We start from the raw sequence: 20,101 nt of genomic DNA, 5'->3' as shown, positions 1-20,101 counted from the left end.
GTGATGCCGCGAGAGAGCCGTCAGTGGGTGCGCGCCACGGCGAAGCGGCTCAACTCGATGAGGGCATCGCGGTATTCGCCGGGCGGCAGGACGTCCAGGCTGGCGATGGCGCGTTCGGCGTGCTCGCGGGCCAGACGGGCGGTGTAGTCCAGGGCGCCGGAGGCCTCCACGGCGGCGACGATGGCGGCCAGATCCTCGATGCCGCCTTTCTGGATCGCCCGGCGGACCAGGGCGGCCTGCTCGGGAGTGCCTTCGCGCATGGTATAGATCAGCGGCAGGGTCGGCTTGCCTTCGGCCAAGTCGTCGCCGACGTTCTTGCCGAGGGTTTCGGCATCGCCGTGGTAATCGAGCAGGTCGTCCACCAGCTGGAAGGCGACGCCGAGCGAGTCGCCGAAGCAGCGTAGCGCTTCGGCCTGCGCGGGAGTGGCATCGGCCAGGATGGCGGCGCCATGGCTGGCGGCTTCGAAGAGCATTGCGGTCTTGCCGCGGATGACTTCCATATAGGTCTCCTCTGTGGTGCTGGCATCGCGCACCTTGGAGAGCTGCAGCACTTCGCCTTCGGCGATCACCCGGGTGGCCTGGGACATGATGCGCATCACCGGCATGGAGGCCAGTTCGACCAGCATCTCGAAGCAGCGGGCGTAGAGGAAGTCGCCGACCAGCACGCTCGGCGCGTTGCCCCACAGGGCGTTGGAGGTGGAGCGGCCGCGGCGCAGGTCGGAGTCGTCGACCACGTCGTCGTGCAGCAGGGTGGAGGTGTGCAGGAACTCGATGGCGGCGGCCAGCAGGCGCATTCGCTCGTCGCACTTGCCGAGGGCGTTGCCGCAGAGCAGTACCAACAGCGGACGCAGACGCTTGCCGCCAGCGGAGATAATATAGTCGCCGATCGTCTCCACCAAGGGAACGCGCGAGGTGAGCTGTTTGCGGATAATGCCGTCAACAGCGCTGAAATCGTCCGCGACCACGCGGTAAAAGGCCTGGGGTTGCATCAACGCCTCGAGCTTCTGATCAATTGCGCGGCATGCTAGGTGGCAGGGTATGGGCTGTCAAGGCAAGGGCCTGCGGCGCTTGCGTGGCTTCTGGCGCTTGCGTACAATCGCGGGCCCTAACTTCCCTGGGTATTTCCCTGTCTTACGCAATTGCGCAGGCGATTATCTCAGTCTGTGCAGCCATGCCGGCCAACGACTCCTCCTATAAAGTGCCGGGTGAGCAGGATCAACGGAGACATACCATGTACGCAGTAATCGTGACCGGCGGCAAGCAATACAAGGTTGCCGAAGGCGAATTCCTGAAGATCGAAAAACTCGAAGTGGGCACCGGCGAAGCCGTGACCTTCGATCGCGTGCTGCTGGTTGGCAACGGTGACGACGTGAAGATCGGTGCACCTGTGGTCGAAGGCGCCAAGGTGACCGCCGAAGTCGTGGGCCAAGGCCGTCACGACAAGGTGACCATCATCAAGTTCCGCCGCCGCAAGCACCATATGAAGCACCAGGGCCACCGTCAGTGGTTCACCGAAGTCAAAATCACCGGTATCCAGGCCTGAGCCTGAATACCCGCTATTTGGAGTAACGCACTCATGGCACACAAAAAAGCTGGCGGTTCTACCCGCAACGGTCGCGACTCAGAAAGTAAACGCCTTGGCGTGAAGATCTTCGGCGGCCAGGTCATCAAGGCCGGCAACATCATCGTGCGTCAGCGTGGCACCCAGTTCCACGCCGGTTTCGGTGTCGGCATGGGCAAGGACCACACCCTGTTCGCGAAAGTGGAAGGCGTGGTCAAGTTCGAGGTGAAAGGTGCCTTCGGTCGTCGCTACGTGAGCGTCGTATCGGCCTGATCGCGGCCCCGCCGGAAAAGCCCTGTCATGCGACGGGGCTTTTTTGTTTCTGTATCCTGTATTACTCGTTTCATTCAGCCCGTCCCATTGGCGGGAGGCGTACCCCATGAAATTCGTCGATGAAGTTTCGATTTTTGTAAAGGCCGGTGACGGTGGCAACGGCATGATGAGCTTCCGTCGCGAGAAGTTCATCGAGAAGGGCGGCCCCAACGGTGGCGACGGCGGCGACGGCGGCTCCGTGTACATGGAGGCCGACGAGAACCTCAATACCTTGGTCGACTACCGCTATACCCGCCGTTTCGAGGCACAGCGCGGCGAGAAGGGCGGCAGCTGCGACTGTACGGGGGCCAAGGGCGAGGACCTGGTCCTGCCGGTGCCGGTCGGCACCACGGTGATTGATGCCGGCACCCAGGAGATCATCGGCGATCTGACTCGCCCCGGGCAGCGTCTGCTGGTCGCCCAGGGGGGCTGGCACGGCCTGGGCAACACCCGCTTCAAGTCCAGCACCAATCGTGCGCCGCGGCAGACCACGCCGGGTAAGCCGGGCGAGGCGCGGGATCTCAAGCTGGAGCTCAAGGTGCTGGCCGACGTCGGCCTGCTCGGTTTGCCGAATGCCGGCAAGAGCACGTTCATCCGCGCGGTATCGGCGGCCAAGCCCAAGGTCGCTGATTATCCCTTCACCACCCTGGTGCCGAACCTCGGGGTGGTCAGCGTCGGGCGCTACAAGAGCTTCGTAGTCGCCGACATTCCCGGTTGATCGAGGGCGCAGCAGAAGGGGCGGGGCTGGGCATCCGCTTCCTCAAGCATCTGGCGCGTACCCGTCTCCTGCTGCATCTGGTGGATATGGCGCCGCTGGATGAAAGCGATCCGGCCGATGCGGCCGAAACTATCCTGCATGAGCTGGAGAAATTCAGCCCGGCACTGACCGAGCGCGAACGCTGGCTGGTGCTGAACAAGGCCGACCAACTGCTCGACGAAGAGCGCGAAGAGCGGTTGCGGGCGGTGGTTGAGCGGCTCGACTGGCAGGGGCCGGTGTACGTGATTTCCGCGCTGGAGCGCGAGGGCACCGAGGCGCTCTGTCAGGACATCATGCGCTATCTGGACGAGCGTGCCCTGCGCATCGCCGAGGAGCCGGAGTACGCCGAAGCGCTGGCCGAGCTGGATCAGCGCATCGAGGACGAGGCGCGCGCGCGTCTGCAGGCGCTCGACGATCAGCGTGCCCTGCGCCGCGCCGGCCTGAAGAGCGCCGATGCGCTGGAGGATGAAGACGACTTCGACGACGAGGATGATGGCGACGGGCCGGAAATCTTCTACGTGCGGTGATCCTGCGGGGCGGGGTTCGCCCGCGATTGGCGGCGGGTCTGGCTCGCCGTCTGACTGACAGAGCGGAAAGGCGGAGATGATGCGCGATAAGGTGACGGGGGCGCGGCGTTGGGTGGTGAAGATCGGCAGCGCTTTGCTGACTGCCGACGGTCGTGGTCTGGATCGTGCTTCGATGGCGGTCTGGGTCGAGCAGATGGTAGCGCTGCGCGAGGCCGGTGTGGAGCTGGTGCTGGTGTCGTCCGGTGCCGTGGCGGCTGGCATGAGCCAGCTGGGTTGGATTGTCCGGCCGAAGGCCATTCATGAACTTCAGGCGGCGGCGGCGGTGGGGCAAATGGGCCTGGTGCGGGCCTGGGAATCGAGCTTTGCCGGGCATGGCCGGCACACTGCGCAGATCCTGCTGACCCATGATGACCTTTCCGACCGCAAGCGCTACCTGAATGCCCGCAGCACCCTGCGCACTCTGCTCGATCTGGGCGTCATCCCGGTAATCAACGAAAACGATACCGTGGTCACCGACGAGATCCGTTTCGGCGACAACGATACCCTGGCGGCGCTGGTGGCCAACCTGGTAGAAGCGGACTTATTGGTCATTCTTACTGATCGCGATGGTATGTTCGATGCTGATCCCCGCAACAATCCCGAGGCCCGGCTGATCTTCGAGGCGCGCGCCGATGACCCGCGCCTAGACGGTGCAGCCGGCTCCACCGGTGGCGCTCTGGGGCGCGGCGGCATGCAGACCAAGCTGCGCGCGGCGCGGCTGGCGGCTCGCTCCGGCGCTCATACGGTGATCATCGGTGGTCGCATCGAGCGGGTGCTGGACCGGCTCAAGGCCGGCGAGCGGCTCGGCACCCTGCTGGCACCCGAGCAGGGCATGCTGGCAGCGCGCAAGCAGTGGCTGGCCGGGCACTTGCAGATGCGTGGCACTCTGGTGCTGGATGCCGGGGCGGTGGAGGCGTTGACCTGCCATAACCGTAGTCTGTTGCCGGTGGGGGTGAAGTCGGTCGTGGGGAATTTCCGCCGCGGCGAGATGGTCGTCTGCGTCGATCGGGAGGGGCGTGAAGTTGCCCGTGGGCTGGTCAACTACAGCTCCGCCGAGGCGCAGAAGATCATCGGTCGCGCTTCCGAACAGATCGAGCAGTCGCTGGGCTACGTCGATGAGCCGGAACTGGTGCATCGCGATAACCTGATTCTGGTCTGAGGAGAGAAGCATGCGCAGGATGTCGTTGTTCCTGGTGGCGCTGTTGCCGTCTCTGGCCCTGGCCGAGCAGATCGGCGAGGTTTCGACCGTATTCAAGTGGTTCGGGCCGAACGACCGGATCGTCGTCGAGGCCTTCGACGACCCCAAGGTCGAAGGAGTGACCTGCTACCTGTCGCGGCCCAGGACCGGGGCGTCAAAGGCGGGTTGGGGCTGGCCGAGGACCGTGCGGAGGCCTCCATCGCCTGTCGTCAGGTCGGCAAGGTTCGTTTTCGCGAGGAGTTCGAGGACGGCGAGGTGGTCTTCAAGGAGCGCACTTCGCTGGTATTCAAGAGCATGCAGGTGGTGCGTTTCTTCGACAAGAAGCGCAATACCCTCGTATATCTGGTCTACAGCGACCGAGTGATCGAAGGTAGTCCGCAGAATGCGGTAACGGCGATTCCGATTCTGCCTTGGGGGGAGTGAGGGCTTCGCCTTGAACCGCAGGCAACAAAAAACCGGCCATTGGCCGGTTTTTTAGAACATGTCGCGATCAGGCGGCAGCAGCTACGCCGAGAGCCTTGATGTGCGCGTTCAGGCGGCTCTTGTGGCGAGCGGCCTTGTTCTTGTGGATGATGCCCTTGTCGGCCATACGGTCGATCACCGGAACGGCAGCGGTGTAGGCGGTCTTGGCCTTGTCCAGGTCCTTGGCGTCGATCGCCTTGACCACGTTCTTGATGTAGGTACGAACCATCGAGCGCAGGCTGGCGTTATGGCTACGACGCTTCTCAGCCTGTTTGGCGCGTTTTTTGGCAGAAGGTGAGTTGGCCACCGTCAAGCTCCTCGAAACTGGGGGATACGAACAAATCTGGGGATGCAAACAAATAAGGCCGCGAATCATGCCGAGGAGCGGGGGGATGTCAAGGGAAACGGTCGACTCGCAGCGCATTGCGGTGGTTGTCGGCGGCCTCTACACTCGCGGCTCTGCCCGGCGCCAGACGGTGCCGTCGTCTGCGGTGGCGATGAAATGGCACCTTGTCGCTCCCTTCTCTTCCTGCTCAGGCTCCGAACTTCGCTTCCATGAATTTACTCAAGTCGCTGGCGGCGGTCAGCTCCATCACCATGCTGTCCCGCGTGCTGGGCTTCGTGCGCGATACCTTGGTGGCGCGCATCTTCGGTGCGGGTCTGGCTACCGATGCTTTCTTCGTCGCCTTCAAGCTGCCCAACCTGCTGCGACGCATCTTCGCCGAAGGGGCGTTTTCCCAGGCCTTCGTGCCGATTCTCGCCGAGTACAAGACCCAGCAGGGTGAGGAGTCGACGCGCACCTTCATCGCCTATGTGTCCGGTCTGCTGACCTTGGTGTTGGCCCTGGTGACCCTGCTCGGCATCCTGATGGCGCCCTGGGTAATCTGGGTTTCGGCGCCCGGCTTCGCCGATTCGGCAGATAAGTTCGAGCTCACCACCGTGCTGTTGCGAATCACCTTTCCTTATATATTGCTGATCTCGCTGTCGTCCCTGGCCGGAGCGATCCTCAATACGTGGAACCGCTTCAGTGTGCCGGCCTTCGTGCCGACCCTGCTGAACCTCAGCATGATCGCCTTCGCGCTGTTCCTCACGCCCTATTTCGATCCGCCGGTGCTGGCGTTGGGCTGGTCGGTGCTGGTTGGCGGCCTCCTGCAATTGCTCTATCAGCTGCCGCACTTGAAAAAGATCGGCATGCTCGTGCTGCCGCGGCTGAGTCTGCATGATACCGGGGTGTGGCGCGTGCTCAGACAGATGCTACCGGCCATCCTCGGCGTTTCGGTGGGGCAGATCTCGCTGATCATCAACACCATCTTCGCGTCCTTTCTCGCCGCCGGCTCGGTGTCCTGGATGTACTATGCCGATCGCCTGATGGAGCTGCCGTCCGGCGTGCTCGGCGTGGCGCTGGGGACCATTCTGCTGCCGGCCCTGTCGAAGACCTATGCCAGCCAGGACCACCGGGAGTATTCGCGGCTCCTCGACTGGGGGCTGCGCCTGTGCTTCTTGCTGGTGCTGCCCTGCTCGCTGGCTCTGGCGATCCTCGCCGAACCGCTGACCGTATCCCTGTTCCAGTATGGCAAGTTCTCTGCTCATGATGCTCTGATGACCCAGCAGGCGCTGATCGCCTACGCGGTCGGTCTGCTCGGAATCATTCTGGTAAAGGTATTGGCGCCAGGTTTCTATGCCCAGCAGAACATCCGCACGCCAGTGCGCATCGCCGTCTTCACGCTGGTGACGACTCAACTGATGAACCTGGCTTTCATCATTCCGCTCAAGCATGCCGGTCTGGCGCTGGCAATCAGCTTGGGGGCTTGCCTTAACGCCGGTCTGCTCTACTGGAAACTGCGCAAACAGCGCCTTTTCGAGCCGCAAGCCGGTTGGAGGGCGTTCCTTGTCAAGCTGCTGCTGGCGGTGCTGGCCATGGTGTTGGTGCTGCTCGGACTGCTGGCGCTGATGCCGGCCTGGGAGCAGGGCGGAATGGCAGAGCGCCTCCTGCGCCTGGGAGCGCTGGTGCTGGCGGGTGTCGCGGCCTATTTCGGCATGCTGGCGCTGCTCGGCTTCCGGCTGCGGGATTTTTCCCGCAGAGCGATCGCCTAGCCTTGAAATGTTCCGCACAGGTTGTCGTGCCGTCGGCGCTCCTCCGCTCGTAGGGCCTTGCCGATCTGTTGCCGGGTGCCGGCTGTGCGTATAATCGGCCACTTTGCAAGCAAGATGTTTCCTATGCAGCTGGTTCGAGGCCTCCATAATCTGCGGCCCCAGCATCGGGGTTGTGTCGCCACCATTGGGAATTTCGACGGTGTCCATCGTGGACACCAGGCGATCCTTGCACGCCTGCGCGAACGTGCGAACGAGTTGGGGTTGCCCAGCTGCGTGGTGATCTTCGAGCCCCAGCCGCGGGAGTTCTTTGCTCCGCAGCGCGCTCCGGCGCGCTTGACCCGCTTGCGGGAAAAGCTCGAATTGCTCGCTGCACAGGGCGTCGACCGCGTGCTTTGCCTGGCCTTCAATCGTCGGTTGTGCGGACTGAGCGCCCAGGCGTTCGTGCAAGACGTGCTGGTCGATGGTCTGGGGGTGCGTCATCTGGAGGTCGGCGACGACTTCCGCTTCGGCTGCGACCGGGCTGGCGATTTCGCGTTTCTGCGGCAGGCTGGCGCGAGCGAGGGCTTTACCGTCGAGGCGGCGGTCACCGTGGAGGTGGACGGCCTGCGGGTCAGCAGCACGCGGCTGCGCGCGGCGCTGCACCACGGCGATCTGTCGCTGGCCGAGCGTCTGCTCGGTCGGCCGTTCAGCCTCTGCGGGCGTGTCCTGCACGGTCAGAAGCTAGGACGCCAACTCGGTACGCCGACCGCGAACGTGCAGCTCAAACGGCGCCGGGTGCCGCTCAGTGGCGTATACCTGGTGAGCACCGAGCTGGACGGGCGGCCCTGGCCAGGAGTGGCCAATATCGGCGTTCGCCCTTCGGTAGCGGGCGACGGCCAAGCCCATCTGGAAATGCATCTGCTGGATTTTGCCGGCGACCTGTATGGCCGGCACCTGCGGGTCACCTTTCATCACAAGCTGCGCGACGAGGAACGTTTTTCTTCCCTGGAAGCGCTGAAAACGGCGATCGACGCGGATATCGCCGCCGCCCGTGCCTACTGGCAGGGTAAACCGCTTACTCACGAGCCCGAATGACGATGACCGACTACAAAGCGACCCTCAATCTGCCGGAAACGGCATTTCCGATGAAGGCTGGCCTGCCACAGCGCGAGCCGGAAATGCTGCAGCGCTGGGACAGCATTGGCCTGTACCGCAAGCTGCGGCAGATCGGCGAAGGGCGTCCGAAGTTCATCCTGCACGACGGCCCGCCTTACGCCAACGGCAACATTCACATCGGCCACGCGGTCAATAAGATCATCAAGGACATGATCGTTCGCTCGAAGACTTTGGCCGGCTTCGACGCGCCCTACGTGCCGGGCTGGGACTGCCATGGCCTGCCCATCGAGCACAAGGTGGAAACCACCTTCGGCAAGAACCAGCCGGCGGACCTGACCCGCGAGCGCTGCCGCACCTACGCCGCCGAGCAGGTCGAGGGGCAGAAGGCCGACTTCATCCGCCTCGGCGTGCTCGGCGACTGGGACAATCCCTACAAGACCATGGAGTTTGCCAACGAGGCCGGGGAGATCCGTGCCCTGGCGAAGATGGTCGAGGGCGGTTTCGTGTTCAAGGGCTTGAAGCCGGTGAACTGGTGCTTCGACTGCGGCTCGGCGCTGGCCGAGGCCGAGGTCGAGTATCAGGACAAGAAATCCGACGCCATCGACGTACTCTTCCCGATTGAGGATGGGACAAGCTGGCTACCGCCTTCGGTCTGGCGAGCCTGTCCAAGCCGGTCGGCATCGTGATCTGGACCACCACCCCCTGGACCATTCCGGCCAACCAGGCGCTCAATGTCCATCCGGAATTCACCTATGCCCTGGTCGATACCGGGGAGCGGCTGCTGGTGCTGGCCGAAGAGTTGGTCGAAGGCTGCCTGGCGCGCTACGGCCTGCAGGGGCAGGTGATCGCCACCGCCAAGGGCGAGGCCCTGGAGCTGATCCGCTTCCGTCATCCGTTCTACGAGCGCTTCTCGCCGGTCTACCTGGCCGACTACGTGGCGCTGGACGCCGGCACCGGCATCGTCCACTCGGCGCCGGCCTACGGCGAGGACGACTTCCGCAGCTGCAAGCACTACGGCATGCACAACGACGACATTCTCAACCCGGTGCAGAGCAACGGGGTGTATGCCGAGTCGCTGCCGTTCTTCGGCGGCCAGTTCATCTGGAAGGCCAACCCGAACATCGTCGCCAAGCTCGCCGAGGTCGGCGCCCTGCTCAAGCACGAGAGCATCCAGCACAGCTACATGCACTGCTGGCGGCACAAGACCCCGCTGATCTACCGCGCCACCGCCCAGTGGTTCGTCGGCATGGACAAGCAGGCCCATGACGGCACCACGCTGCGCGAGCGTGCCCTGACCGCCATCGAGCAGACCCAGTTCGTCCCTGCTTGGGGCCAGGCGCGCCTGCACGGGATGATCGCCGGCCGCCCCGACTGGTGCATCTCGCGTCAGCGCAACTGGGGCGTGCCGATTCCCTTCTTCCTGCACAAGGCGAGCGGCGAGCTGCATCCGCGCACCGTCGAGCTGATGGAGGAGGTGGCCCTGCGCGTCGAGCAGGAGGGCATCGAGGCGTGGTTCAAGCTTGAGCCGGCCGAGCTGCTCGGCGAGGAAGCCGCCCAGTACGACAAGATCGCCGACACCCTGGACGTCTGGTTCGACTCCGGCACCACCCATTGGCACGTGATGCGCGGCTCGCATCCCATGGGTCATGAGCAGGGTCCGCGCGCCGACCTCTACTTGGAGGGCTCCGACCAGCACCGCGGCTGGTTCCACTCGTCACTGCTGACCGGCGCGGCCATCGATGGCCATGCGCCGTACCGGGGCCTCTTGACCCACGGCTTCACCGTGGACGAGAACGGCCGCAAGATGTCCAAGTCGCTCGGCAACGTCATCGCCCCGCAGGAGATCACCGACAGCATGGGCGCCGATATCCTGCGCCTCTGGGTGTCGGCCACCGACTACTCCGGCGAGATGGCGGTGTCCAAGCAGATCCTCCAGCGCAGCGCCGACGCCTACCGGCGCATCCGCAACACCGCGCGCTTTTTACTCTCCAACCTCAACGGCTTCGATCCGGCCAAGGACTTGCTGGCCACCGAGGACATGCTGGCGCTCGATCGCTGGGCGGTGGACCGCGCCCTGCTGCTGCAGCGCGAGGTCGAGGAGGCCTTCGACAGCTACCGCTTCTGGGTCGTCTACCAGAAGGTGCACAACTTCTGTGTGCAGGAGCTGGGCGGCTTCTACCTCGACATCATCAAGGACCGCCAGTACACCTGCGCCGCCGACAGCGTGGCGCGTCGCTCCTGCCAGAGCGCCATGTACCACATCGGCGAGGCTCTGGTGCGCTGGGTCGCGCCGATCCTGGCGTTCACCGCCGAGGAGATCTGGCAGTACCTGCCCGGCGAGCGCAACGAGTCGGTGATGCTCAACACCTGGTATCAGGGCCTCTCCGAACTGCCGGAAGGCTTCGCGCTGGATCGTGCCTTCTGGGAACAGGCCATGGCGGTCAAGGCCGCGGTGAACAAGGAGCTGGAGAACCAGCGCAACGCCAAGGCCATCGGCGGCAACCTGCAAGCCGAGGTCGCCCTGTATGCCGAGTCGGCCCTCGCCGAACGCCTGGCCCTGTTGGGCGACGAGCTGCGCTTCGTGCTGATCACCTCCGTCGCCCAGGTCCAGCCCCTCGAGAGCGCGCCAGCCGATGCGGTCGACACCGAGGTCGCCGGCCTGCGGCTCAAGGTGGTCAAGTCCGGCCACGCCAAGTGCGCCCGCTGCTGGCACCACCGCGAGGACGTCGGCGCCGACCCGGCCCACCCGGAAATCTGCGGTCGCTGCGTGGAAAACATCCAGGGCGAAGGCGAGGTCCGCCGGCATGCGTGATGCACATAGCAGGGCAGAGGGGGCAGGTGTCCGCCCATGATCTCCCGTTTCGGCAAGCTCCCCTGGCTCTGGCTGAGCCTGCTGGTCTTCGCCCTCGATCAAGCCAGCAAGCTCTATTTCGAAGGCGCCCTGCAGCTTTACCAGCAGATCGAGATCGTGCCCGGGCTGTTCAGCTGGACCCTGGCCTACAACACCGGCGCGGCTTTCAGCTTTCTGGCCGGCGAGTCCGGCTGGCAGCGCTGGCTGTTCGCCCTGATCGCGGTGGCGGTCAGCGCCGTGCTGGTGGTCTGGCTCAAGCGCCTGCAGTCCGCCGAGACCTGGCTGGCCGTTGCCCTGGCCCTGGTGCTGGGCGGCGCGGTGGGCAACCTGTTCGATCGCGTGGCCTACGGCCATGTGATCGACTTCATCCTGGTGCACTGGCAGGATCGCTGGTTCTTCCCGGCGTTCAACCTGGCCGACAGCGCCATTACCGTGGGCGCCATCATGCTGGCGCTGGATATGTTCATCAGCAAGAAGTCCGGAGAAACCGCCCATGACTGAACTGCGCATCGGTCCCGATCGGGAAGTCACCCTGCATTTTGCCATCAAGCTCGACTCGGGCGATGTGGTCGACAGCACCTTCGACAAGCGCCCGGCCACCTTCCGGATCGGCGACGGCAACCTGCTGCCCGGCTTCGAGCTGGCCCTCTACGGCCTCAAGGCCGGCGACAAGCGCGCCCTGCCGATCGCCCCGGAGCAGGGTTTCGGCCGGCCCAACCCGCAGAACGTGCAAGTTATGCCGCGCAGCCAGTTCGAGGGTATGGAGCTGTCCGAGGGGCTGCTGGTGATCTTCAACGACGCCGCCAGCAGCGAGATGCCCGGCATCGTCAAGTCCTTCGACGATAGGCAGGTCACCGTCGACTTCAACCACCCGCTGGCCGGCCGCGAATTGACCTTCGAGGTGGAGATCCTCGAAGTCAAGCCGGTCTAATTCCTGGAGACCCGGCGGGCGAGGCCCGCCACGGTTGTCACCCGCTACTTCCCGCCGAGGCTCCCATGCAGATCAAACTCGCCAATCCCCGCGGCTTCTGCGCCGGCGTCGACCGCGCCATCGAGATCGTCAACCGCGCCCTGGAGGTCTTCGGCCCGCCGATTTACGTGCGCCACGAGGTGGTGCACAACAAGTTCGTGGTCGAGGACCTGCGTTCCCGCGGCGCAGTCTTTGTCGAGGAACTCGATCAGGTGCCGGATAACGTCATCGTCATCTTCAGCGCCCATGGCGTGTCCCAGGCGGTGCGTCGGGAGGCGGAACGGCGTGGCCTCAAGGTGTTCGATGCCACTTGCCCCCTAGTGACCAAAGTGCACCTGGAGGTCGCCCGCTACAGCCGCGACGGCCGGGAGTGCATCCTCATCGGCCACCAGGGGCATCCGGAGGTGGTCGGCACCATGGGTCAGTACGACACCGCCAGCGGCGGCGCCATCTACCTGGTGGAGGACGAGGACGATGTCGCCCGCCTGCAGGTGCGCAATCCCGAATCCTTGGCCTTCGTCACCCAGACTACCCTGTCGATGGACGATGCTGCCCGGGTGATCGATGCCCTGCGCGCCCGTTTCCCGGGCATCGGCGGCCCGCGCAAGGACGACATCTGCTACGCCACCCAGAACCGCCAGGACGCGGTCAAGCAACTGGCCAGCGAATGCCAGCTGGTGCTGGTGGTCGGCAGTCCCAGCAGCTCCAACTCCAACCGCCTGCGCGAACTGGCCGAGCGGATGGGCGCCCCGGCCTATCTGGTTGATGGCGCCGAGGATTTGCGCCGCGAATGGTTCGAAGGCATCCAGCGCGTCGGCATCACCGCCGGCGCCTCAGCGCCGGAAGTGCTGGTGCGCGGTGTGATCGAACGCCTGCGCGCGTGGGGCGTCACCGAGGTTGAGGAACTGGCCGGCCGGGAGGAGAACGTCACCTTCTCGATGCCGAAGGAGTTACGGGTAATACAAGTGGATTGAGCCGTTTGCATCGATATTCTGTCTGAGTAAGGACGCCTCTTTATTTCTCAAGTTGGCGGCTGCCTTGCAGCGCCACGTCAGAATTGCGCACTTATCCTGAGAACGGGCAGGGTAAGGGCGCTATCTTCACCTCCATTCATGCCCGGCAGCGTCAAGGGCCAAGCGGAGCCAGGACTTTTCAGGTTCGGGCTCTTGGCGGACGCCCGCACGCTGCAGTTTGAGCGTGGCCGGGTTTTCACGCCGCTGCGACTGGGCGTATGCACCGACTTGTGCCTTGGATGGGGGTGTTTGATGGTCTTTGAGCGAAGCCGCTTGGCTCGTGCGCGGTATTCGTCGGGTTTCACACTGATCGAATTGATGATCACGGTGGTGATCGTCGCCATCCTCATGGCCATAGCACTGCCCAGCTATCGACAACACGTGGTCAGGTCGAACCGTGCGGCGGTCGAGGCCTTCATGCTCGAAGTGGCCAACAGGCAGGAACGCTATCTTCTCGACAAGCGCACCTATGCCGGCAGTCTCAGCACCTTAGGAATGTCGCTGGGGGCGGATATTTCTTCGAACTACACGGTCGCGGTCACCAGCTCCTCTAGCGCGGGCCTGGCCTACACCATCACCGCCACGCCCATCGGATCACAACTGGCCAGCGATACGGAGTGCGGGGAGCTCACCCTCGATCAATTGGGTGCCAAAACGGCGGAAGGCGGCGGTTCACGCTGCTGGAAATGAGGTGAAGGCCATGAAGTTCGGCAGGATGGCCTCACGAAGAAGGCCGGTTGGTGGTTTTACCCTGGTCGAGTTGCTGGTCGTCATCGTGCTTCTGGGAATTCTGACGACGCTGGCAGTTCCCTCTTTCAATCAGTATCAAGCCTCCCAATCCGTGCGAAACGCGACTTCCGATCTGGTTTTCGCCATGAGCTTCGCCCGCAGCGAGGCGGTGAAGCGCAACACGGACGTAACGGTCTCTGCTTCCGGCACATGGGATGACGGGTGGGTCGTCAAGGCCGGAACTCTCACGCTGCGGGAATTCGCCTCCCATTCAGGCGTGACGATTGGCTCGGGTGTGACTGAGATTACCTACAAGGGCACGGGGCGCGTGACGGTCGGGGCGACCTTTGCCATCAGTCCCTTGGCTGCGGGAGTGACGGCGCAATGCGTAAGAGTCTTGGGAAGCGGCAAGCCCAACAACCGTACGGGGGCATGCAGCGGATGAGTCGGCAATCGGGCAATGCGGGTTTCACCCTGATCGAAATTCTGGTGGCCCTGCTCATCTTCATGGTCAGCTCGCTCGGGATCGCCGGCTTGGTGACGCGCACGGTGCAGCAGGAGAGCGAGTCCTATCAGCGGGTGCAGGCCCTCATCCTGCTGCAGGACATGCAGGAAAAGCTCGGGGCGAATCGCCAGGCCGCCGCTTGTTATGCCAGCACGGAGACGCTGGGCACCGGCTTCGACAGCAGCATCAGCTGCAGTACGGGCTCTACTGCCCAGCAGGCCACCGCCGTTGCCGATCTGCAGCGTTGGGACAGCAATCTCAAGGGGGCGGCGGAAAAAGACGGCTCCACCAATGTGGGAGCCTTGATCGGTGCGCGAGGCTGCATCCGTCTGGTCGACGCCGATGAAAGAACCTACCGCATCACCGTCGCTTGGCAGGGGCTGGGAGATACCGTCGCGCCAGGAAACGACTGCGGCCAGGGCAGTTATGGCGCTGAAACGCTGCGTCGAACCGTCAGTGCGCTGGTGCGCTTGGGGAAACTTTCTTCATGAAGCCGTCTGCTTTGCCAATAACTACCCGTGTGGCCCGACATCCTGAAAATATCGTCATGAAAGGCTCTTTGCGTCAGGCCGGTCTCGGCCTGGTCGAGATCATGGTTGCCCTGGCGATCGGTGCCTTCATGCTTGGCGGCGTGCTGAGTCTGGTGATCTGGGTGAGTCAGGCCCGCACGGAACTCAACAAGACGTCCGAGCAGATCGAGAACGGTCGCTATGCCATTCAGCTGCTGAGCGACGAATTGCGCCTGGCGGGCTTCTATGGAGCCTCCCAGGTTGCTGCATCGACCTATAGTGCGCCTTCCCCCTGCACGACGGCCGTGGCGAACCTAGGGTTTTCCTTTTCCAATGTTTCCGGGGTATTCAACGCCCAGCTCCCTGCTGCACTACAGGGCTATACCGCCCTTTCCTCGAGCGACCCCACTGTTTCCTGTCTCGACACTGCGCTCAGTGACAGCGAAGCCCTGCTGGTTCGTCATGTCGAGACGACCAGTGTGACGGCTGCGTCGGCAGGTGTGCCCTATGTGCAGTTGTCCCAGTGCCAGACGGACGCCCAGCCGATGGTCTTCGGCGTTGCGGGCTCCCCCGGATTCACGCTGAAAGGCAAGGACTGCACGGCGAGTGCCGAGCTGTGGCCCTACAGCTTCCGCACTTATTACCTGAGTGACTGCGACATCTGTAGTCCGAGCGACGAAATTCCCACCCTGAAGGTGGCAGAGTTGAAGGAGGTTAGCGGGGTGCTGAGCATCGTCACGCAGTCCATGGCCGAGGGTATCGAGGACATGCATTTCGAATACGGAATGGATCTGGACGCCAATGGTGCGCCCGACTGCTACGTCTCGGACCCTGCGGTCGATACGGCGCCGACTGCTGCGAATTGCCCCACGACCGGCTGGTCGACCACGGATGCGACGAACTGGTCGAACGTGGTCAGTGTGCGGATCAATCTGCTGGCCAGGAGTACCCAGACGAGCCCCGGCTGGACGGATACGCGTACCTACGATCTCGGGCGCGAAGCCTTGTCCGGCCCCTTCGAGGATAACTATCGGCGCCAGGTATACAGCGCCGTGGTGACCTTGCCGAATGTCTCGGGGGTACGTGAAGAATGAGCAGGCATCTGCAGTCCTCCTCCGAGCGGCAGCGGGGAGCGGTACTGGTCGTGGTCCTCGTCATGCTGGGCATCCTGACCCTCATCGTCGCGGCCATGGTCAACAGCTCGAACATCAACTTCCGCATCGCCGGCAACCAACAATACCGCAGCGAAGCGCAGCTGACCGCGCAGAACGCGATTGAGGAATACATCAGCAACGAGGCCAACTTCGAGATTCCGTTGCCAACCGCCTCAATTACGATTCCCACGGATCTGGACGGTGATGGCGTGGAGGAATTTTCCGCCGTCGTGGAGCCACCGGTCTGTCTGCGCTCCATTCCCATCAAGCTGACCGAGCTGAACGTGAAGAACGCGGACGACGCTTCCTGTTATGGCAGCGGTGCGGTACAGGAGAGCGGCCTGTTGAGCGATGGGGTGGCGACCGGCAACTCCTGGTGCTCGAAGATGATGTGGGATGTGCATTCCACGGTCGATGACGCGGATGTGACCAATGCCTTGGTCGAGGTGCATCAGGGCGTCTATCTCAGGACTTTGCTGGGCACGCCGTGCCCCTGAGCCTTTCTTTCGAAGTAGTAGCGTCAGGGAGAGTGGTCGTGAAGAGGTTTTCAATCCGGTGTGCTGCGGCGCTTCTGCCCCTGCTGTTGGGCACGCATGGCGCTTTTGCGCAGGACATCGACATCTATACCGGCATCAACCCGGCGGGCGGCAACGTGCCGACGGTCCTGCTGGTCTGGGACAACGCGGCGAACAACAGTGCTAGCGCCGAAGAGATTTGCACTCAGTATGCCGATGGCAGTGGCGCGCCAAGCCTGGGGACCGCGACGGCCGCGGGCATGGAGCAGTGTGCGATGGTTAATGCCCTGCATACTCTGCGCAGCGATCCGAATCTGCTGGGCATGATCAAGATCGGCTTGATGGTGTTCAACAAGAACGACTTCAAGAGCGGTAACGGCCAGTGCGGTTATCTGGTGCACGCTCCCCAACTGATGGACAAGGAGGGCCTCGATACCCTGATCGCGAAAATCAAGGCATTCAAGGACACTGGCTCCGGCACCATCAAGACCAATAGCGTGGCGGTGGGCGCGACCATGGCCGAGGCTTGGGCTGCGCTGAACGGCAGAAGCGCTTCCTGTTCGGGCGTGAATTATTCCACGCTCGCCGAGGTGTCGACCCAGTGTCGCGATGCGGTGCTGATCTATATTGGCAACGCCTTCACCAACAGCAACCCGGGCGATGGCGGGGATGCCGATGTCATCCTCAAGAAGGAGTTGAGCGAAGTTTTCGGCTATGCCTCCGGTTCCAACGCATATTCCCTGTTCAGCAAGCCGATCGCGGTGCCCCTGCTGAATACTTCGGGCAACACCAACAACGATTTCTGGGCCGATGAATGGGCCCGTTTCATGAAGCGGGTCTCGGTGATCGACAGTGCCACCGCCGACAAGAACGTCACGACCTACACCATTTCGGTGAGCGACCTGGCCAATCAGGCCCAGGCCCAGAGCACGATCAACTACTACGCCGAAATGGCCAAGCAGGGCGGGGGCAAAAGCTTTCTGGTCGATGTCAGGGATATCGATGGGCTCGCCAATGCCTTGTTCACCGTGTTCAACGACGTGCAGGCCAAGAACAGCGTCTTCGCTTCCGCCACTCTGCCGGTGACGGCGAACACCCAGGGCACTTATCTCAATCAGGTGTTCGTGGCCATGTTCCGTCCGGACGACAATGCCAACCCGCGCTGGTACGGGAATCTCAAGCAGTATCAGTTGGGTCTGGATTCCGGCAACAACATCGTCCTGACCGACTCTACGGAGAATCCCGATACCGGAGCCGTCACCTCGAAGACCAATCCGGCGACGGGGGCCATTTCGCCCGAGGCGGTCAGTTTCTGGACGACCAATTCGCCTGGCGTAACGGGTTGGCCGAGCACCGGCTTCTGGTTGAGCAGCCCCTCCGGAGAAGGCTTGCAGTTCGACTCGCCGGATGGCGATCTGGTCGAGAAAGGCGGTGCTGCACAGATGGCGCGTGCCGACAACCTGACGGCTACCTACGCTGATAGCAGCAACGACAACGGGCGCAATCTGCTGACCTGCGACAGCATCGGCGGCTGCGGCTCGGGGTTGACCGAGTTTTCCACCGGGAATGCCACACTGATGGCAAATGCCTCTACCCTGTTCGGCGTGGGTCCGACCTCGTCCTATGGCGCTTCGCTCACAGCGGGGGAGGCGTTCAAGGTGGGGGCGGCGACATGCAAGGCGGACAACAAGAGTTGTACGTTCGAGGTGTCCTTCGTGGATACCGATCCAGGCCTGAGTGTCGACGATATCATTGTGAATGAGCTGAATACGGCAAATTTCCAAGGCGCTTGTGGTATGCCCTCCGGTTGTATGGTGACGGCGGTTACGGCTAACACTTTCACCTTTAAGGTCAGTGGCCTGCAGACCGGCGCATCCTATTCCATCCCGGATGGCACGGTGTTCTACAAGCCTGATCGCACCGTGACCGTTAACAGCGGTGCCACGGCACATGGCCTGAGTATTGGCGACTCCGTGATTCTCAAGAACTGCGCCGTGAAGAGTGATGCAACTGCAACCGTGTTAGGCCTGTCCAACCTGCCTGCCGGCAGCAGCGGCCGTAACGTGACCGTAACGGCCATCGCGACCAATACCTTCACTTTCAAGTGGGACAACGCCGCCCTGACCCTGCCGGATGCGATCGTCGGCTGTGAAGTCGCACCGGCCCTGACCGCCAGCAACCTGGTCAACTGGGTACGTGGTTGGGATATCGCCGGCAACGAGGATATGGCCGGCCCTGGCGCCCCGGTCACCGTGCGTCCGTCCCTGCACGGGGACGTGCTGCACTCCCGGCCGGCGGTTATCAACTATGGCGGCACTACAGGTGTGGTGGTTTTCTATGGTGCCAACGATGGCATCTTCCGGGCGGTGAACGGTAACCAGACAGCGGCCATCGACGGTGTTAGGGCAGGAGGCGAGTTGTGGAGCTTCGTTGCCCCCGAGTTCCACGGCAAGTTCAAGCGGTTGTTCCAGAATTCGCCACTGATCGATATTGCCGGCGTCATGGCTCCGGACAAGCAGCCCAAGGACTACTTCTTCGACGGCTCGACCACCGTCCTGCGCGATACGCGCTCGACCACCACAGACACCACTGACACCGAGGCCTCCACCAAGGGCAAGACCTATATCTATCTGACTGCCCGGCGAGGCGGGCGCCTGATCTATGCATTCGATGTTACCGATCCGAAGATGCCGAAATTCCTCTGGAAAAAGACCAATTCAGACATCAAGGAACTGGGGCAGACCTGGTCGCAGCCGAAGGTGGCGGTGTTGAGCAGTCGGACCGACCCGGTGCTGATCATGGGCGCCGGCTATGCGCCGGAACAGGATGCCGACCCGGTCGTGAGCGATGACTCCATGGGACGGGGCGTGCTGATCCTGGATGCGGTGACCGGCAAGGTGGTCTGGGCGGCTCTGGCCGACTGCACAGGTGTCGATCTGGCGAGCGACGGGGTTTGCGTCTCGACCGGCGCGCCGACCGATGCCGTGGCGGCCGATGTCACGCTGCTCGACCGCAACTCGGATGGCTATGTCGACCGGGTCTACGCGGCGGACGTGGGAGGCAATATCTGGCGCGTCGATCTCGATCCAAAGGGCTTCGGCATGGCATCCACGCCCGCCGACTGGAAAATCACCAAGCTGGCGGCGCTGGGCGGTACCGGAAACGATGCACGAAAGTTTCTCTTCGCCCCGGATGTGATTCCGACCAGCGCCTTCGATGCCATCATGGCGGTATCCGGCGATCGCGAGCACCCGCTCTATACCACCGATACGACAGCAGGAATGGCCTACAACGTGCAAGATCGGATCTACATGATCAAGGACAAGGACACTGGTGCAGCCATGACCACGCCCTTCACCGCCTTGACCCATACCGATCTGGTTGCCAATCCCGATCAACTTAGCTCCTTCGATGCCACGGCCGATGACATCGATGGTTATTACATCGATCTTCCCAACGCGGGCGAGAAGGGCGTCAACGCGCCAGTCACCGTGGCCGGCAAGACCTACTTCGGCACCAACTACCCGGACGTGCCGAAGACGGACTCCTGTACCGCCGACCTCGGCATAGCCCGGGCTTACACGCTCGACTTCAATACTGCCAAGCTGGAGTACACCGTATTCGTCGGGGGCGGCCTGCCGCCATCGCCGGTAACGGGACTGGTCAACATCGGGGAGGAGACGGTGCCCTTCATCATCGGCGGCTCGGGCCCTACGACCTTCGACCCGTCCATCCCGGAGATCGAGCTGAGCAACAACCGCAAGCGCGCCTACTGGTACGCCAAGTAGGCCCCGCTGCGGCGGCACTCAC

At 63.1% G+C, this 20,101-nt stretch carries 16 protein-coding genes and 3 pseudogenes; 17 read left to right on the top strand and 2 right to left on the bottom strand.

Features of this window, described 5'->3' with window-relative positions; genetic code table 11:
- Positions 1-20: 20 nt before the first annotated feature.
- Positions 21-989 carry a polyprenyl synthetase family protein gene (locus Atro_RS08250; protein ID WP_497927187.1) on the bottom strand — a complete coding sequence of 323 codons (969 nt, stop codon included), beginning with the start codon at positions 987-989 and terminating at the stop codon, positions 21-23.
- Positions 990-1,231: 242 nt separating this feature from the next.
- Between Atro_RS08250 and rplU the strand changes: the two genes are divergently transcribed.
- The 5 genes and pseudogenes from rplU to Atro_RS08225 all read left to right on the top strand — a co-directional run bounded on the left by rplU (position 1,232) and on the right by Atro_RS08225 (position 4,817).
- The gene (gene rplU, locus Atro_RS08245) at positions 1,232-1,543 is read left to right on the top strand and encodes a 50S ribosomal protein L21 (protein WP_497927186.1); all 312 of its coding nucleotides are present in this window, start codon (positions 1,232-1,234) and stop codon (positions 1,541-1,543) included.
- 33 nt (positions 1,544-1,576) lie between these two features.
- On the top strand, positions 1,577-1,834 hold the full coding sequence (gene rpmA, locus Atro_RS08240; RefSeq protein ID WP_497927185.1) for a 50S ribosomal protein L27: 258 nt from the start codon (positions 1,577-1,579) through the stop codon (positions 1,832-1,834).
- A 106-nt stretch (positions 1,835-1,940) separates the two neighbouring features.
- Positions 1,941-3,157 (top strand): annotated as a pseudogene (gene cgtA / locus Atro_RS08235) (Obg family GTPase CgtA).
- A 79-nt stretch (positions 3,158-3,236) separates the two neighbouring features.
- The gene (gene proB, locus Atro_RS08230) at positions 3,237-4,355 is read left to right on the top strand and encodes a glutamate 5-kinase (RefSeq protein WP_497927644.1); all 1,119 of its coding nucleotides are present in this window, start codon (positions 3,237-3,239) and stop codon (positions 4,353-4,355) included.
- A 118-nt stretch (positions 4,356-4,473) separates the two neighbouring features.
- Positions 4,474-4,817, top strand: a pseudogene (locus Atro_RS08225) (CreA family protein).
- Positions 4,818-4,884: 67 nt separating this feature from the next.
- Here Atro_RS08225 and rpsT read toward each other — a convergent pair.
- Positions 4,885-5,163, bottom strand: coding sequence for a 30S ribosomal protein S20 (gene rpsT, locus Atro_RS08220; protein ID WP_497927184.1), 279 nt, complete (start codon positions 5,161-5,163; stop codon positions 4,885-4,887).
- A 248-nt stretch (positions 5,164-5,411) separates the two neighbouring features.
- Here rpsT and murJ point away from each other — a divergent pair, with 248 nt between their 5' ends.
- From murJ to Atro_RS08160, 12 genes and pseudogenes are all read left to right on the top strand, one after another.
- Positions 5,412-6,950, top strand: coding sequence for a murein biosynthesis integral membrane protein MurJ (murJ, locus tag Atro_RS08215; RefSeq protein ID WP_497927643.1), 1,539 nt, complete (start codon positions 5,412-5,414; stop codon positions 6,948-6,950).
- 123 nt (positions 6,951-7,073) lie between these two features.
- Positions 7,074-8,024 carry a bifunctional riboflavin kinase/FAD synthetase gene (gene ribF / locus Atro_RS08210; protein WP_497927642.1) on the top strand — a complete coding sequence of 317 codons (951 nt, stop codon included), beginning with the start codon at positions 7,074-7,076 and terminating at the stop codon, positions 8,022-8,024.
- Positions 8,025-8,026: 2 nt separating this feature from the next.
- A pseudogene (ileS, locus tag Atro_RS08205) lies at positions 8,027-10,857 on the top strand (isoleucine--tRNA ligase).
- A gap of 36 nt (positions 10,858-10,893) precedes the next feature.
- Positions 10,894-11,397: a signal peptidase II gene (gene lspA, locus Atro_RS08200; RefSeq protein ID WP_497927183.1), complete on the top strand. Its 504-nt coding sequence runs from the start codon at positions 10,894-10,896 to the stop codon at positions 11,395-11,397.
- Positions 11,390-11,827, top strand: a complete 438-nt coding sequence (gene fkpB, locus Atro_RS08195; RefSeq protein WP_497927182.1) for an FKBP-type peptidyl-prolyl cis-trans isomerase — start codon at positions 11,390-11,392, stop codon at positions 11,825-11,827. The genes lspA and fkpB overlap by 8 nt, the downstream gene beginning before the upstream one ends.
- Positions 11,828-11,892: 65 nt before the next feature.
- The gene (gene ispH, locus Atro_RS08190) at positions 11,893-12,840 is read left to right on the top strand and encodes a 4-hydroxy-3-methylbut-2-enyl diphosphate reductase (RefSeq protein ID WP_497927181.1); all 948 of its coding nucleotides are present in this window, start codon (positions 11,893-11,895) and stop codon (positions 12,838-12,840) included.
- Between the two features lie 192 nt (positions 12,841-13,032).
- Positions 13,033-13,569 (top strand): type IV pilin protein, encoded by a 537-nt coding sequence (locus Atro_RS08185; RefSeq protein ID WP_497927180.1) that lies wholly within the window; start codon positions 13,033-13,035, stop codon positions 13,567-13,569.
- 10 nt (positions 13,570-13,579) lie between these two features.
- Positions 13,580-14,053, top strand: coding sequence for a GspH/FimT family pseudopilin (locus tag Atro_RS08180; RefSeq protein WP_497927179.1), 474 nt, complete (start codon positions 13,580-13,582; stop codon positions 14,051-14,053).
- Positions 14,050-14,604: a type IV pilus modification protein PilV gene (gene pilV / locus Atro_RS08175; RefSeq protein WP_497927178.1), complete on the top strand. Its 555-nt coding sequence runs from the start codon at positions 14,050-14,052 to the stop codon at positions 14,602-14,604. Before Atro_RS08180 ends, pilV begins: the two co-directional genes overlap by 4 nt.
- Positions 14,601-15,716, top strand: coding sequence for a PilW family protein (locus Atro_RS08170; RefSeq protein ID WP_497927177.1), 1,116 nt, complete (start codon positions 14,601-14,603; stop codon positions 15,714-15,716). The genes pilV and Atro_RS08170 overlap by 4 nt, the downstream gene beginning before the upstream one ends.
- Positions 15,713-16,273 carry a hypothetical protein gene (locus tag Atro_RS08165; protein ID WP_497927176.1) on the top strand — a complete coding sequence of 187 codons (561 nt, stop codon included), beginning with the start codon at positions 15,713-15,715 and terminating at the stop codon, positions 16,271-16,273. The genes Atro_RS08170 and Atro_RS08165 overlap by 4 nt, the downstream gene beginning before the upstream one ends.
- Positions 16,274-16,311: 38 nt before the next feature.
- Positions 16,312-20,079 carry a pilus assembly protein gene (locus Atro_RS08160; protein ID WP_497927175.1) on the top strand — a complete coding sequence of 1,256 codons (3,768 nt, stop codon included), beginning with the start codon at positions 16,312-16,314 and terminating at the stop codon, positions 20,077-20,079.
- Positions 20,080-20,101 lie beyond the last annotated feature (22 nt).

This window comes from Azotobacter tropicalis (assembly GCF_059739045.1).
This window is presented reverse-complemented; position numbering and strand designations above follow the sequence as displayed.